Source organism: Psychromonas sp. MB-3u-54 (assembly GCF_002836415.1).
GTDB lineage: Bacteria > Pseudomonadota > Gammaproteobacteria > Enterobacterales > Psychromonadaceae > Psychromonas.
Genome location: NZ_PJBP01000166.1, coordinates 37,286 through 52,686 on the forward strand (window position 1 = coordinate 37,286; position 15,401 = coordinate 52,686).

Consider the following 15,401-nt stretch of genomic DNA (forward strand, 5'->3'; position numbering starts at 1 on the left):
CGACTCAGGTAATATAGCAAAATATTTGATTAAGTGATGTAATGTATCTAAATCCTGATAGGGTATGAGTATAAATATTCATCAAGTTGCTTACACTGTTTTTTCGTCTAAAGAGATCTCCTGTTCGCCGTGATCTGTATCCTCATGGCTTAAGTAATATAGTAAAATGTTCGATTAAGTTATGTATCTGCATCCTGATAGGGTATGAGTATAAATATTCATCAAGTTGCTTACACTGTTTTTTCGGCTAAAGAGATCTCCTGTTCGCCGTGATCTGTTTCCTCATGGCTTACGTAATATAGTAAAATGTTCGATTAAGTTATGCATATGAATCCAGATAGGATATAAGCATAAATATTCCTCAAGTTGCTTGAGTGTGAATGTACATCAAATGGAAAGGTAAGTATGAGTTTATTAGAAGCGTTATTAAAAAAGAACGAAGAGTGGGCTGCAAAAATTAATGAAGAAGATCCTACTTTTTTTCCGCGACTTGCTAATCGACAGTCCCCAGAATATCTATGGATAGGCTGTTCCGATAGCCGTGTGCCCGCCAATCAATTATTAGGGTTATTCCCCGGGGATATATTCGTTCATCGCAATATTGCAAACCTTGTTGTGCATACTGATCTGAACTGCATGTCGGTTATTAAATATGCCGTGGATGTTTTAAAAGTTAAACATATTATCGTTACCGGGCATTATGATTGTGGTGGTATTCGCGCCGCGATGCAAAGACAATCGTTTGACTTGATTGATGGTTGGTTGCGTAATATCAAAGATATTTATGTGAAATTCAGCGATAGTTTTACCAGCGAAATGACAGACAAGCAACGTTTAGATTATCTTACCGAGCTTAATGTTATCGAGCAGGCAAAAAATGTTTGCCATACAACTTGTGTTCAAGAAGCCTGGGCAAATGGACAAGATTTGACGGTTCATGGATTTATTTATTCCGTGGAGGACGGTCGTCTGAAAGATCTTAATGTGAACTTTGATAATTTAGATAAAATAAATGATTTATATCATATTCGTTAAGCTCACATTATCTTAATCATTCTCGGGTTAAGATATAATGGGTTACAATACTTAATGTCTTAAAAAGGAAATATTAATGAAAAAATTATTACTCGCATCATTATTTTTAATTGCACCAACATTGGTATCCGCTGCAGATTTAGAAGCGGGCAAAGCTAAATCAGTTGTTTGTGCTGCATGTCATGGCGCTGAGGGGATTTCAGTCGCACCAATTTATCCTAATTTAAAAGGGCAAAAAGAAGCTTATCTGCTCTCCTCGTTAAAAGCCTATAAAGCGGGACAACGTAAGGGCGGAATGTCTATGTTGATGACACCACAAGCACAGGCGTTATCCGATGCTGATATGGTAAATGTGGCCGCTTATTTTTCCTCATTATAATCATTGTTGAAATTTCCTTATTTTTAAAATAAGGATGCTATTTTCCTAAGCCAATTCTATCTGGAGTTGGCTTTTTTATAAGCAATAAATATCCGATCAGCCTTGTCCGTTCGCTCTATTGCTGTCATCTATTTTATCGCTGTCCTGCCGTTATTCTATAAAACGCTATTTAATCTTTAACCTTGCCTATACTGATAGCAATTAATTAATTTTCTATAAACTTTTATCACCTTGCTTATATTGACGGCAATTAATTAATTTTCTCTAAACTTTTATAGCCTTGCCTATATTGACGGCAATTAATTAATTTTCTCTAAACTTTTATAACCTTGCCTATACTGGTGGCAATTAATCAATTTTCTCTAAACTTTTATAACCTTGCTTATATTGACGGCAATTAATTAATTTTCTCTAAACTTTTATAACCTTGCTTATATTGACGGCAATTAATTAATTTTCTCTAAACTTTTATCACCTTGCTTATACTGATAGCAATTAATCAATTTTCTCTAAACTTTTATAACCTTGCTTATATTGACGGCAATGAATTAATTTTCTCTAAACTTTTATAACCTTGCTTATATTGACGGCAATTAATTAATTTTCTCTAAACTTTTATCACCTTGCCTATACTGATAGCAATTAATCAATTTTCTCTAAACTTTTATCACCTTGCCTATACTGATAGCAATTAATCAATTTTCTCTAAACTTTTATAACCTTGCTTATATTGACGGCAATTAATTAATTTTCTCTAAACTTTTATCACCTATATTAAGGGCTGCACAATATATGGCACTCGCAAGTTTATACTGCCGCGCATTATTAGGGGTAGATGCACCCGAGGTCTTAGTGGAAGTACATTTAGGCACCGGCTTGCCGGCTTTTTCATTGGTTGGTTTACCGGAAACATCGGTAAAAGAAGCGAAAGAAAGAGTACGCAGTGCCATTCTTAATAGTAACTTTAAATTTCCCAGCAAAAGAATCACCGTTAATCTTGGGCCGGCTAATTTACCGAAAGAGGGTGGACGATTTGATTTAGCGATCGCCCTTGGTATTTTGATCGCCTCAGAACAAATTAGAGGCGATGGCATTGAGCAGTTTGAGTGTTTTGCTGAACTCGCTTTATCCGGTGAACTGCGGCCCATTGATGGTTTAATTCCCTGCGCATTGGCTGCCAAAGAAAACTTCCGTTATTTAATTATTTGTCCGGAAAATCAAAATGAAAGTGCGTTAACCGGTGCAAAAGCTTATGTCGCACGCAATCTTATTGGCGTCTGTGCGTTTTTACAAAAACAGAAAACATTACCCGAAGCACAGGCCGCGCCTAAAACCCAAGCAATAAATCCGATGGATATGCGCGATGTATTAGGGCAGGAACAGGCAAAAAGAGTCTTAGAAATAGCTGCTGTTGGCGGGCATAACCTGCTTCTAGTGGGCCCACCCGGAACCGGTAAAAGCATGCTGGCGGAACGTTTTATGACCCTATTACCAAGGTTAACCGAAAAACACGCGCTGCAAACCGCCGCTATCTATTCGGTTTGCGGCAAGCAACGGGATGATTGGTTTGAGCCGCCTTACCGATGCCCTCATCATAGTGCTTCTTCCGTTGCGTTGGTTGGGGGAGGGGGGAAACCTAAACCGGGTGAAATATCACTTTCTCATCGTGGTGTTTTATTTCTCGACGAATTAGCGGAATTTCCGCGCGCAGTCTTAGACAGTTTACGTCAACCTCTTGAAAGTCATAAAGTCACTATTTCCAGAGCGGCAAATCAAGTCACTTTTCCTGCACATTTTCAATTAATCGGCGCGATGAATCCAAGTCCCTGCGGACATATTAGTGGTGATTTAAGACGCAGTACGCCGGATCAGATTTTACGTTATTTAGGGCGCTTATCCGGACCATTTTTAGACCGGTTTGCACTTTCTATTATGGTGCCTTTATTACCTCAAGGCACTTTGGCAGCCTCGCAGGTCGGGCATGTGCTCAAAGGAGAGAGCAGTGAGATAATCAAAAATCGCGTGTTAAAAGCAAGAGATAAGCAGCTGCAAAGGCAGGGCAAACTAAATAATGCTTTATCAACTCAGGAGATAGCCTCCTATTGCCGGTTAAGTCTTGAAGATGCACAGTTTCTTGAACAGGCGATTAATCAAATGGGATTATCGATTCGTGCCTGGCACAGTCTGTTAAAAGTGGCTCGGAGTATTGCTGATTTGGCTGAAAGCGAAAAGGTAGAACGTCATCATCTGACGGAATCCCTTGCATATCGTGCGATGGACCGTTTGTTAAAAAATCTGTCATTATAAAAAATGGATAAAAAAAAGGAGCATTTTTAGAATAAAACGCTCCTTTTTAACTAAAGCCTGTCAAGCCATAAGGCTTTAAGGCGATAAGGCGATAAGGCGATAAGGCTTTAAGGCGATAAGGCGATAAGGCTTTAAGGCTTTAAGGCGATAAGGCGATAAAGCGATAAGGCGATAAGGCGATAAAGCGAAGGCTATAAAGCTTTAATAGTGTCTATCTGTGCGCTTAACTTCTCACAAGTTGTTTGCAACTCGGTTTGTTTCGCACGCTCTTTAACTATTACGGCTTCAGGCGCATTAGCAACAAATTTTTCATTGCCGAGTTTAGATGATATTTTTGCTAACTCCTTGCCGGCTTTCTCAAGCTGCTTATTCAAACGGGTCAGTTCAGCTTCGGTATCTATTAAACCTGCCATCGGGATCAACAGTTCAAGCTCACCTACTAATGCGGTTGCGCATACCGGCGTTGTTTGCCCGTTTTCAAGCACCGTAACGCTTTCAAGTTTGGCAAGTGCAGCTAAGAATGCCTGATTTTCAGTAAAACGGCGTTGATCTATTGCAGATGCATTTTTAATCAGTAAATTAAGCGGCGTTTTCGGGCTGATATCCATTTCACCACGAATATTACGCACCGCAACAATCACCTTTTTAACCCATTCAAGATCTTCGACTGCTTTTTCATCAACCAGGCTTGAATCATATTCAGGGTAAGGTTCGAGCATAATAGTATCACCGCCTTGACCTGTAATGCCTTTCACCCGCAGCCAGATTTCTTCGGTCATAAAGGGCAGCATAGGGTGTGCAACACGTAATAAGGTTTCCAATACAGTAATCAGTGTATGACGCGTACCACGTTGTTGTGCTTCACTGCCTTTAAATAAAATGGGTTTAGTTAGCTCCAAGTACCAACCACAGAACTGATCCCAAGTGAATTCATATAAAATATTAGCGGCAATATCAAAACGGAAAGTATCCAGTGCCTGACGGAAGTCTTTGATGGTCGTTTGCAGTTGTCCCTGAATCCAACGATCCGCCAAACTAAATTCCATTTCAGTATTACTCGAGAAGCCACAATCATGCTCCTCGGTGCTCATTAATACATAACGGCTCGCATTCCATAATTTGTTGCAGAAATTACGATAACCTTCTAAACGATTCATATCCCAATTGATATCACGACCCGTAGATGCCATTGCGGCGAGCGTGAAACGCAGTGCATCGGTGCCATGGGCTTCTATTCCATTAGCAAATGTTTTACGGGTGTCTTTTTCAATTTTTGCTGCCAATTTTGGCTGCATCATATTGCCGCAACGCTTAGCGACCAGACTTTCTAAATCAATACCATCGATTATATCTAAAGGATCTAATACATTACCCTTTGACTTAGACATCTTATCGCCATGCTCATCACGGATAAGGCCGGTAAAATAAACCTTTTTAAAGGGGACCTGTGGTTTATTATTTTCATCTTTCATAAAGTGCATGGTCATCATGATCATGCGCGCAACCCAGAAGAAGATAATATCAAAGCCGGTGACTAATACGTCGGTCGAGTGAAAGGTTTTAAGATCTGGGGTTTTTTCCGGCCAGCCTAAGGTCGAAAATGTCCATAGACCCGATGAGAACCAAGTATCTAATACATCCTCATCTTGAGTTAGAATGAAATCGTCATCCAAATCATGTTTGGCACGCACTTCTGCTTCGTCACGGCCAACATAAATTTTGCCTGCTTGATCGTACCAGGCAGGGATACGATGTCCCCACCAAAGTTGACGAGAAACACACCAGTCTTGGACATCATTCATCCATGAGTTATACATATTTTTATATTGTTTTGGTACAAATTCAATATCGCCATTATTAACGGCTTCATTGGCAACTTCAGCGAGTGGTGCGACGCGCACATACCATTGGTCAGTTAGCATTGGTTCGATAACCACGCCACCACGATCACCGTAGGGCACGGTTAAGTCATGTGGCTTGATCTCATCTAATAAACCTAACTCGTCAAGTGAACTGACTATTAACTTGCGCGCTTCTTCACGGGTTAAACCCTGGAATTGGCTCGGAAGATCGCTTGCATAATCATTACTCTTTTCACCGTTGCTGTTAAATATTTCAGCTTCACTGCGAATACAGGCATCAAAAGTTAATACGTTGATCATCGGCAGTTTATTACGTTTACCGACTTCGTAATCGTTAAAGTCATGCGCCGGAGTGATTTTTACACAACCGGTGCCTTTTTCCATATCTGCATGCTGATCAGCAATAACCGGAATGCGACGATTAACAAAGGGTAAAAGAATTTCTTTACCAATAAGGTCTTTGTAACGCGGATCTTCAGCGTTTACTGCCACCGCCGTATCACCTAACATGGTTTCAGGGCGAGTTGTTGCAACGACTAAATAGTTTTTACCGTCAGCCGTTTGCACGCCATCAGCAAGCGGGTAGCGGAAATGCCACATAAAACCTTTAACATCTTTGTTTTCAACTTCTAAGTCTGAAATTGCAGTGTGCAATTTAGGATCCCAGTTAACCAGACGTTTACCGCGGTACATAAGATCATCGTTATAGAGATCCACAAATACTTTTTTAACCGCTTCAGAAAGCCCATCATCCATAGTGAAACGTTCACGATCCCAATCAACTGAAGTGCCTAATCGGCGCATTTGCTTGGAAATATTGCTACCAGATTCAGCTTTCCAATCCCAGATTTTCTCAATAAAAGTTTCACGACCGAGTTCTTTACGTGTTTGTCCTGTTTCTGCAAATAGTTTGCGCTCTACAACCATTTGTGTGGCAATTCCGGCATGATCGGTACCCATCTGCCACAGGGTGTTTTTCCCCTGCATACGCTGGTAACGAACCAGGGTATCCATGATAGTATCCTGAAATGCATGACCCATGTGTAAGCTACCCGTCACATTGGGTGGCGGGATCATAATGCAGTAGCTTTCTTTGCTGGTATCACCATGCGGTTTGAAATAACCTTTTTCTTCCCAATTTTGGTAATTTTTTTGTTCAATAGCACTTGGGGTATATATCTTTTCCATCGGTTAATCTTCTGTTTTGTTGGTTGACTCAGCCGTTGAATTATTATCAACGGTTTGAGTAGAAAGCGTCAGGCCCATTTTTTTATAGGTACTGTAACGTATTCGTGCTGCAATTTTTTGGGGTTCCGGATATGGAACAAAATCAATTATTTTTTGAAAATTGATTGCAAAATCAGGCGTTTTTTGACTTAAATTAATTAAAATCGGGCGAGGGTGAACCGGGGCTTGCCAGCTTATTTCAACGGGCGTACCAAATTTTGGCCCTTCACCTAACAGGTTGTGCGGCACAAAACTGTCACCATCAAACTGCCATAAATATTCATCGACCGCAAATGCATCTTCTTGTGAATCGGTGTAGATGAACACTTTTTTATTTTGTGCATAAAAAAACGCCGCTACTCTGCAAGCATGCGCAAAATGAGCACTTATGGCGACACTGTTTGATTTTTCTTCTGTGGCGAAAACGTAAAAAACAACCTGGCTCATTATATTATTTTCACTTAGCTATTTGCTGCTGTTGTTTCATTTTCACTGCGGTTTATTAAAAACTGCGTTAGTAAGGAAACCGGTCTACCCGTTGAACCCTTATTTGCTCCGGATCTCCAGGCCGTTCCTGCAACATCTAAATGTGCCCAGGTATAACTTTTAGTAAAGCGGGAAAGGAAACAAGCCGCAGTAATAGTCCCTGCCGGGCGACCACCAATATTGGCCATATCAGCAAATGGACTTTCCAGCTGTTTCTGAAATTCATCATCCATCGGCAGTTGCCATGCCTTATCACTAGATTGATTTGACGCGCTTAACAACTCATGTGCCAGCCCTTTGTGCGGTGTCATTAAGCCGCTGATATGATGACCTAAGGCCATAATACAAGCGCCTGTTAAGGTGGCTATATCAACAACACAATCCGGTTCAAAACGTTCAACGTAGGTTAATACATCACACAGGACTAAACGTCCTTCAGCATCGGTATTTAAGACTTCAACGGTTTGCCCTGACATGGTGGTCAAAATATCACCCGGACGGTAAGCATTACCCGCCGGCATATTTTCAGCGCCCGCTAATATGCCAATGACATTGATCGGCAGGTTAAGTTTGGCAAGTGCTTTCATTGCACCAAAAACGCTGGCCGCGCCACCCATATCGTATTTCATCTCATCCATGCCTGCGCCTGGTTTTAAGGAAATACCGCCCGAGTCAAAGGTCAGCCCTTTGCCGACGAGTACGATAGGTTTTTGATCTGCATTACCGCCATTGTATTTTATTAATGACATATAGGCAGGATTAGCCGAACCTTTAGCAACGGCCAAATAACTGTCCATTTTAAGTTCTGCCATCTGCTCACTATCAACAATTTCTGTGGTGATTTTTTCAAATCGTTGACCCAATGCGATTGCTTGTTCGCTTAAATATAATGGAGTACAGATATTGGGTGGCATATTGGCTAAATCTTTACAGGCTTTAGCGCCCGACGAGACCGCTAAAGCATGTTGCAGACCAAGTTCCGCACGTGCTAACTCTTTACGGCTAGTCACATTAAAGGTTAATTTACGCAGAGGACGGCGGGTATTTTCTTTGTTGGTTTTAAATTGATCGAAGTTATATAAACAATCCTGAGTGGCTTCGATCGCCTGGCGCACTGCCCAGTAGGTATCACGCCCTTTGATATGCAATTCAGAAAGAAAACAGATAGCCTCTAACGCACCGGTATCATTAAGTGTCGTAATGGTTTTTGCTATAATTTGCTTGTACTGGGTTTCGGTTAGTTCACGTTCTTTACCGCAACCGACTAATAAGACGCGTTCACTTAATACATTGGGCACATTATGTAAGAATAATACCTGCCCTATTTTTCCTTCAATATCACCACGACGTAATAATGTACTTAAATAACCTTCGCTAATCTCATCAAGCTGCTCGCCTGCGCGTGATAAACGGCGCGGCTCAAATACGCCCACAACTATACAGGCACTGCGTTGTTTTTCCGGGCTACCGCTTTTTACTGAAAATTCCATATATATCCTTGGCTCTTGGCTATGTATAATGCGATTAACTGTGCAATTCTTTAGAAAATACAGTTATTATAGAAGTAAGTGGGACTTGGTAACGCTTCTCAACGCATAAAAATGTGATTTTACCGTATTTACTTGCTTAATTCATTATTTTATAGCAAAGGCCCTTGAAAGTTCGTCTTTTTCAAGGGCCTTTGCTGTCCGTCTAACCCCCTTGAAAAAGTGATTTTAGCCCGTCAGCGGTTTGGCTATCTCTTTATCAGGATCATATTTACACTGGAGAACCGGGTGATACTTCTTCGTTATTTGATGCTCGAAACATTTAAAAGCCAGATCGGTATTCTGTTTGTTTTAGTGCTTATTTTTGTTAGTCAAAAATTTATAACCATTCTTGCTCAAGCTATTAACGGTGTTATCCCTGCAGATTTGGTCATGACCCTGTTGTATTTAAACTTACCACAACTAGGCACGCTAATGTTGCCTATCAGTTTTTATCTTGCGGTACTTTTTGCCCATGGCAGGCTACACGGTGAAAGTGAAATGATCGCCATGAGCTCCTGTGGATATAGTCCCAATAATGTCTTGAAAGCGACCCTGTTATTATCGTTTTTAACCTTCGCTTTTGCAGCATATAACAGTTTGTATCTCGCGCCGCTTACTGAAGATAAAATGATTAGCGTTATCGAAGAAGCGCAAGCGAATACCAGTTCGGCGACACTGCTTGAGGGACGTTTTCATAAAACCTCAAGTAACGGCAGTGTGGTCTACATTGAAAAATCAGCCGATAAAAAGTTAGAAAAAATCTTTGCGGCGCACTGGCCGGAAGATAAGACACAAGCTCCGTCAGTGTTGACCGCCGCAGAGGGCTATCTTGAGGCTAAAAAAGATGGCACCTGGCTGACCTTAAACGATGGTCAGCGTTATGCCGGCATTGTTGGTCAACATGAGTTTGATCATAGTGAGTTTAAAACGTACCAGGTACATATCGCGAATAGAGAGGTGCAAAAGCGGGCGCGGGGTGTTCAGGCTTTACCGACAGCTGAACTGTTTTCTGTGGAAAATCCTAAATATCAGGCAGAACTGCAGTGGCGAATAGCTATTCCACTATCAATCTTACTGATGACTTTTATGGCTGTTCCATTAGCAAAAGTTAACCCGAGACAGGGACGTTATTCAAAGCTGTTACCTGCCTTGGCGTTATATTTAACCTTTTTCTTGCTGCTGAGTACGTCTAAGAGTTTGATTGAAGACGGGACTCTACCTGCCTTTAGTATTTGGATTGTACAACTCAGCTTTTTACTGTTGGGTATTATGTTGCACCTGCAAAGTTTAGGTAAATTTACCAAAGTGGCTTTGCGCAGGTGATGGTTAAGATATTTAAAACGGAATTACTATTATGGGTATTTTAGATCGTTACATAGGTAAAACAATTTTTGCCGCCACTTTTTTGAGTCTGTTTGTATTGATAGGTTTGAGCAGTATCATTAAATTTGTTGAGCAGATGGGAGGAATTGGAACGGGTTCCTACGATGCCTGGGATGCGGCCTATTTTGTTATTCTCAAAATCCCTGCTGAATTAGCGGTTTTTTTCCCGATGGCAGCCTTAATCGGTGCCTTGATTGGTTTAGGAAGTTTGGCGGGCAGCAGTGAACTGGTTGTTATGCAGGCTGCCGGGATATCAAAATTACGGATCGCAGGTGCCGTATTAAAAACCGCTATTCCAATGGTTATCGCGGTGATGCTCTTGAGCGAATTTGTGACCCCAAAAGCCGACAAAGAAGCCTATTCTATGCGTTATATGGCAAAAAGAGGCGAAGTACAGGTCAGTAATCAATATGGAGTTTGGGTGAAGGATGCGGATTCATTCGTCAGTATTGAACGGATGAACAGTAATAATGAACTCTTTCATGTGCAATTGTACTTTTTTGATGAAAATTTAAAACTTGAACATGCAATTCTGGCGCGTAAAGCAGCCTTTAAAGAAGGCAATTGGCTCTTTGAAGATGTTAGTCAAACCAATTTTTTGGAAGACAGAACAGAGGTTAAGCGCATTAATAATTATATTTGGGAGACTAAACTGACCCCGAAAAAATTGGAAGTTATTCTGGGTGAACCGGATAAAATGTCGATGCGTGATATTTATAACTACATCGTCTACCTTGAAAATAATGAGCAGGATGCAAAGCGTTTCTGGCTGATCTTTTGGCGTAAAGCCGTCCTGCCTTTTACCATTGTGGTGATGATGTTACTGTCGGTTTCTTTTATATTTGGCGGCTTACGTACGGTCGCAATGGGCACGCGTTTAATTTTTGGTATCGCTGCGGGTTTTACTTTCTATATTTCAGGGGAGTTATTTGGTCCTTTCAGTTTAGTCTTTAACTTTCCCCCTATACTGGGCGCATTATTGCCCAGTTTTCTGGTGTTATCTCTGGCGCTCTACCTGCTTAAGCGGCAAAGTTAAACAAAAAATAATAAACAAAAAAATGCCACGCTTTATGATCAATAAAACGTGGCATTTTTTATCACACTAGTCTAAGAGAGCGCTGAATGACTGAGCTCTGATGGACTTTTATTTTTTATTCTGATCCATAAATGCCATGCCCTTAAAACCTTTCCAATCGCTTAACTCTTTTGTTAATACGACCATCTCGCATTCTGCCCACTGGTCTTGAAATGCACTTTTATTCCCAAAAAAAACCAAAAAATTGCCTAAACCAAAGGCTGACGTTGCCATGCGAATTAATGATTGGGTAAAGGAGATATTACTACCATCGCTGTTTTGAACACGTAATCGCCACGCCTTCATACCGATAGTTTGACCGCCTCGGGTCCAGAAATAACCGTAAAATCCAATGATAATGATTGCCAGATATAATGCAAATACTTGGCTGGAAGCGAGAAAATCTGCAACATCTCGATAAGCCTCAAGATTTATCAGGCCGATGTTACTGGCGATAATCACGACTATAATAGCAAGGATTCCGGCTAACATGAGTAAAGCTGAAACAGCAAAAAGGTCGTAAAGATAGGCGCCTGCTCGTTTCAAAAAATTAGCGCGCGGACAACTCTGATACTGTTGCTGCAGGTTTTTTGTCTGTACATTTTCGTGCTTATATTTGCTCATACTGATTCCTTAAGTTTACCTGCCTGCAGTGTAGCAAAAGCAAAATCACTTGGCATTTTTTTAAAAGTGATGCGGCTAAAAAAAGTCGTAAAATATAAGCGAAAAGGAGGGATTTAGCCGCTAATTAAAAAAGATGATGCTTTTTCAATCAGTCAGTTAGAAAACACTTGTCAGCAGAGTATCACTAGGTATAATCCCTTCGTCTTAACAACACTCTACTTTAAAATTAAAGATTATGCCCGAGTGGTGAAATTGGTAGACGCGACGGATTCAAAATCCGTTTTCGAAAGAAGTGCCGGTTCAAGTCCGGCCTCGGGCACCATACTTTAACTCCTTGCTTATGCAGGGATTTTTTGTTTATACCGATCAGTAAATTCCCCCTTTAATAACTACCTTCTGTCCATATCCAGACTTTCACGTGAAGATTCTGTGCGCAATGAGATCCCAAGCTTTCCAACAACCGACAAATTAATCCAACTTAGCTTTTAGTCTCGGCAATCGCAACTGGTGGTCTCCTCTTATCCATTTACAGTCTTTTTGTGGGGTTGATTTTAGATTGGAATGTAGTTTCTTCGTAAATTGATAAAGGCTGTAACCCTCATTGTATAACGCGCTACCGCAGTTTTAGCAGCTTGAATAATTGAAAGTATTATTCTGAAGCGGCGTCGCTATATTTAAAATCAACCCTCTAAAAACTGTGGAATCGCGTTACAAAATCTATTTTAGGGTTTTTGGGCAGAAAATTTCTCAACTTTTTATTCGTTAATATCAATTTACTCAGCCGACCTTTACTCATTGCCAAATCCTTTGCGCAGCATAATATTTTCTTTGATGTAATGACTTAAAAGAATAAAAGGTATAGATGTCCTGCCTTTTTCTCCACGGATGAAGATGCGCTGCGCTTTGTTTAATACGTATGCAACTATCTAATTTGATGGTTGCGATTAAACAAATTGAAGCAGATCTAAGTGGTGATATAACGGTTGAACAGAAAATCAGTTTTAATAACATGTATGACAAGTTTCAAACTAACGCTAATGTCAAAGTCGCGCGTATAGAGTCATTAGAGAGCTCATTAGTTGGTCTGGAAAAAAAAGCCGATACAAAAAGAAGTATTGTGCTAACCCGCAGGTAAAATTGGAAGCTGATAAATTAAGTTGTGAAATGGGTGGCAGCGAAACCCCACTCAGTCAAATATATGATGAGATATTGGCGATGGGCAGTGACGGTATGCTGAATCACTAATAGGTAAAAAATTAGAGTCGGCACCCATCCTGACACGGCAAGCATCACTATAGCTAACAGCTTCTATCCTGTTATGTTCTCTTATAAAATCTATTTTCAAGGTTTTGGAGCATAAAAACGACTTAGAATTTTTGAACTAATTTTTTATTTAGATGACCCCGTTGGCGCATGTATTTCTCCCAGTAGCGAGCAAAATAAAAGATCCTTACAGCAAAGTCGATTTGAATATTCATGCACTGCTTGAACGATTTCGCTAAGTCGCTTTCGCCCCCCATTGCGACTTACAAAACAAAAAAATGGCCTCTATAATCGAGCCAGGATAAGTTTAAGAAGCACTCCTTACAGATCACTTTTCTGTTAAGTTTGTGGTAATTAGGTTACGTCCCGCATGCTCAAGCAATTCAGTAAACTTGCGCTTTCGCATGGCGATCGCTGTTTAATGGTGAGTTTGGACTGCCATCAACATCGGTAACCCTCACTGTTTAAAATTAGGTGTCAGTTAAACGAAAAATTGACGCCTCAAACTGATCAATAGGTATTGGTTTGCTGAATAAATATCCTTGGAAAAATGTGCATCCTTTGCCTAAGAGTAATTGTCGTTGCTCTTCTGTTTCCACTCCCTCGGCAATGATGTCTATGTTCATAATGTTTGCCATAGCAATGATCGCCTTTACTATCGCTCTGCTATTACTATCTATCGCAATATCGCGCACGAACGATTGGTCTATCTTGATCTGGTCGAGCGGTAGCTGCTTGATATACTGTAAGGACGAATAGCCAGTGCCAAAGTCATCTAGAGAGAAATGAACGCCAATATTATTTAATGCGTTCATACTGGAAATGGTGGCTTTAATGTCCTCTTGGAACAGACTTTCGGTCAATTCTAGCTTAAGTAAATTTGCGGGAATAGCATGTTGGCGCACAGCTGACTGCACTTGATCCACGAAATCCGTCTGCCGGAATTGTTTTGCACTTACATTAACTGCCAGTGTTAAATCGCGAGTCCGCGACTCTTTCTGCCATACTTTGATCTGCGCACAAGCCGTTTCGATAACCCATTTCCCAATGGGAAGAATCAATCTGGTTTCTTCCGCCAGAGGGATAAAGGTAGCAGGTGACACCAGCCCGCGTTCAGGGTGCATCCAGCGGATCAATGCCTCTGCTCCCCATGCTCGGTTAGCACTGTCCATCTGAATTTGGTAATACAAATGAAATTGTGACTTTTCAACGGCAATGCGCAATTCATTTTCGAGGGTTGTGCGCACGTTAATGATATCCTGCATTTGCTGGCTAAAGAACCTCATCGTATTACCGCCGGCTTGTTTAGCCTGATACATGGCGATGTCGGCTTGTTTCAGTAGATCTTCTGCCGTCTTACCCTCATGGCCGAAAAAGGCCGCACCGATACTCACGCCGCTATAGCATTGGTGCATGGCGAGCTGGTAGGGCTTATTGAGCGCAGTGAAAATTTTATCGGCAATAGTATTCGCCTTTGCTGCGGCTTCAATGGTTTTTTCGTGCAGGTCTTCCAGAATCAACACAAACTCGTCCCCCCCCAGGCGCGCCACGGTATCGCCTTTGCGTAGACAGGACGCCAGGCGTTGCGCTATCTGGATCAACAGTAAATCACCAACTTCATGGCCGAGGGTGTCGTTGATATCCTTGAAATGGTCCAAATCAATAAACATCACCACACTTTCACAGCCTTGACGCACGTTGGAAGCTAATGCGTGATGTAGCCGGTCTATCAAAATACGTCTATTGGGCAAGCCGGTAAGCGTGTCATAGTAAGCGAGGTCATTGAGTTCTTCTGCCCGTTTACCTTTTTCTTCGTTTTGAAAGGCAAGCTCTTTGTTGGCAATAACAAGCTCTGCTGCCCGCTTATCCTTTTCTTCGCTTTGAAAAGCAAGCTCCTTATTGGCAATAACAAGCTCTTCTGCCCGTTTATCCTTCTCTTCGTTGGCAATAACAAGCTCTGCTGCCCGCTTATCCTTTTCTTCGCTTTGAAAAGCAAGCTCCTTATTGGCAATAAGAAGCTCTTCTACCCGTTTACCTTTTTCTTTTTCTTGAAAGACAAGTTCCTTGTCGGCAATAACGAGCTCTTCTACTCGTTTACCTTTTTCTTTTTCTTGAAAGGCAAGTTCCTTGTCGGCAATAACAAGCTCTGCTGCTCGTTTATCCTTCTCTTCGTTTTGAAAGGCAAGCTCCTTGTCGGCAATAATAAGCTCTGCTGCCCGCTTATCCTTCTC

General features: G+C 41.2%; 11 protein-coding genes and 1 tRNA gene. 7 read left to right on the forward strand and 5 right to left on the reverse strand.

Translation table 11 applies throughout. From position 1 onward, the window contains the following. The first annotated feature begins 405 nt into the window (after positions 1-405). From can to CXF72_RS12730, 3 genes are all read left to right on the forward strand, one after another. On the forward strand, positions 406-1,035 hold the full coding sequence (gene can, locus CXF72_RS12720; protein ID WP_101039385.1) for a carbonate dehydratase: 630 nt from the start codon (positions 406-408) through the stop codon (positions 1,033-1,035). A gap of 76 nt (positions 1,036-1,111) precedes the next feature. After that, positions 1,112-1,414, forward strand: coding sequence for a c-type cytochrome (locus tag CXF72_RS12725; RefSeq protein ID WP_101039386.1), 303 nt, complete (start codon positions 1,112-1,114; stop codon positions 1,412-1,414). 792 nt (positions 1,415-2,206) lie between these two features. After that, entirely contained in the window at positions 2,207-3,721 is a 1,515-nt protein-coding gene (locus CXF72_RS12730; RefSeq protein WP_101039387.1) for a YifB family Mg chelatase-like AAA ATPase, read from the forward strand. Positions 3,722-3,912: 191 nt separating this feature from the next. On the opposite strand, the gene CXF72_RS12735 is transcribed toward CXF72_RS12730, so the two are convergent. From CXF72_RS12735 to pepA, 3 genes are read right to left on the reverse strand one after another with little or no spacing between them, the layout of a single operon-like run. Then, the gene (locus CXF72_RS12735) at positions 3,913-6,771 is read right to left on the reverse strand and encodes a valine--tRNA ligase (protein ID WP_101039388.1); all 2,859 of its coding nucleotides are present in this window, start codon (positions 6,769-6,771) and stop codon (positions 3,913-3,915) included. Positions 6,772-6,774: 3 nt separating this feature from the next. Beyond that, positions 6,775-7,257 (reverse strand): DNA polymerase III subunit chi, encoded by a 483-nt coding sequence (locus CXF72_RS12740; RefSeq protein ID WP_101039389.1) that lies wholly within the window; start codon positions 7,255-7,257, stop codon positions 6,775-6,777. A gap of 14 nt (positions 7,258-7,271) precedes the next feature. Continuing rightward, positions 7,272-8,786, reverse strand: a complete 1,515-nt coding sequence (gene pepA, locus CXF72_RS12745) for a leucyl aminopeptidase (RefSeq protein WP_101039390.1) — start codon at positions 8,784-8,786, stop codon at positions 7,272-7,274. A gap of 285 nt (positions 8,787-9,071) precedes the next feature. Between pepA and lptF the strand changes: the two genes are divergently transcribed. Beyond that, positions 9,072-10,148 carry an LPS export ABC transporter permease LptF gene (gene lptF, locus CXF72_RS12750; RefSeq protein ID WP_101039391.1) on the forward strand — a complete coding sequence of 359 codons (1,077 nt, stop codon included), beginning with the start codon at positions 9,072-9,074 and terminating at the stop codon, positions 10,146-10,148. A gap of 31 nt (positions 10,149-10,179) precedes the next feature. Next, positions 10,180-11,244 carry an LPS export ABC transporter permease LptG gene (lptG, locus tag CXF72_RS12755; protein WP_101039392.1) on the forward strand — a complete coding sequence of 355 codons (1,065 nt, stop codon included), beginning with the start codon at positions 10,180-10,182 and terminating at the stop codon, positions 11,242-11,244. Between the two features lie 108 nt (positions 11,245-11,352). Here lptG and CXF72_RS12760 read toward each other — a convergent pair whose 3' ends face one another. Then, entirely contained in the window at positions 11,353-11,907 is a 555-nt protein-coding gene (locus tag CXF72_RS12760; RefSeq protein WP_101039393.1) for an RDD family protein, read from the reverse strand. 237 nt (positions 11,908-12,144) lie between these two features. Between CXF72_RS12760 and CXF72_RS12765 the strand changes: the two genes are divergently transcribed. Together CXF72_RS12765 and CXF72_RS12770 are read left to right on the forward strand one after the other, a co-directional pair. Further along, a tRNA-Leu gene (locus CXF72_RS12765) sits at positions 12,145-12,229 on the forward strand. 594 nt (positions 12,230-12,823) lie between these two features. Beyond that, the gene (locus CXF72_RS12770) at positions 12,824-13,042 is read left to right on the forward strand and encodes a hypothetical protein (RefSeq protein WP_101039394.1); all 219 of its coding nucleotides are present in this window, start codon (positions 12,824-12,826) and stop codon (positions 13,040-13,042) included. A gap of 598 nt (positions 13,043-13,640) precedes the next feature. On the opposite strand, the gene CXF72_RS12775 is transcribed toward CXF72_RS12770, so the two are convergent. Beyond that, positions 13,641-15,401: putative bifunctional diguanylate cyclase/phosphodiesterase (locus CXF72_RS12775; protein ID WP_232784977.1), on the reverse strand; the 1,761-nt coding region annotated here is incomplete at its 5' end.

Excerpts from the sequence above, each read along its gene's own strand:
- can (WP_101039385.1), top strand. The coding sequence starts at position 406 with ATGAGTTTATTAGAAGCGTTATTAAAAAAGAACGAAGAGTGGGCTGCA.
- CXF72_RS12725 (WP_101039386.1), top strand. The coding sequence starts at position 1,112 with ATGAAAAAATTATTACTCGCATCATTATTTTTAATTGCACCAACATTG.
- CXF72_RS12730 (WP_101039387.1), top strand. The coding sequence starts at position 2,207 with ATGGCACTCGCAAGTTTATACTGCCGCGCATTATTAGGGGTAGATGCA.
- CXF72_RS12735 (WP_101039388.1), bottom strand. The coding sequence starts at position 6,771 with ATGGAAAAGATATATACCCCAAGTGCTATTGAACAAAAAAATTACCAA.
- CXF72_RS12740 (WP_101039389.1), bottom strand. The coding sequence starts at position 7,257 with ATGAGCCAGGTTGTTTTTTACGTTTTCGCCACAGAAGAAAAATCAAAC.
- pepA (WP_101039390.1), bottom strand. The coding sequence starts at position 8,786 with ATGGAATTTTCAGTAAAAAGCGGTAGCCCGGAAAAACAACGCAGTGCC.
- lptG (WP_101039392.1), top strand. The coding sequence starts at position 10,180 with ATGGGTATTTTAGATCGTTACATAGGTAAAACAATTTTTGCCGCCACT.
- CXF72_RS12760 (WP_101039393.1), bottom strand. The coding sequence starts at position 11,907 with ATGAGCAAATATAAGCACGAAAATGTACAGACAAAAAACCTGCAGCAA.
- CXF72_RS12770 (WP_101039394.1), top strand. The coding sequence starts at position 12,824 with ATGCAACTATCTAATTTGATGGTTGCGATTAAACAAATTGAAGCAGAT.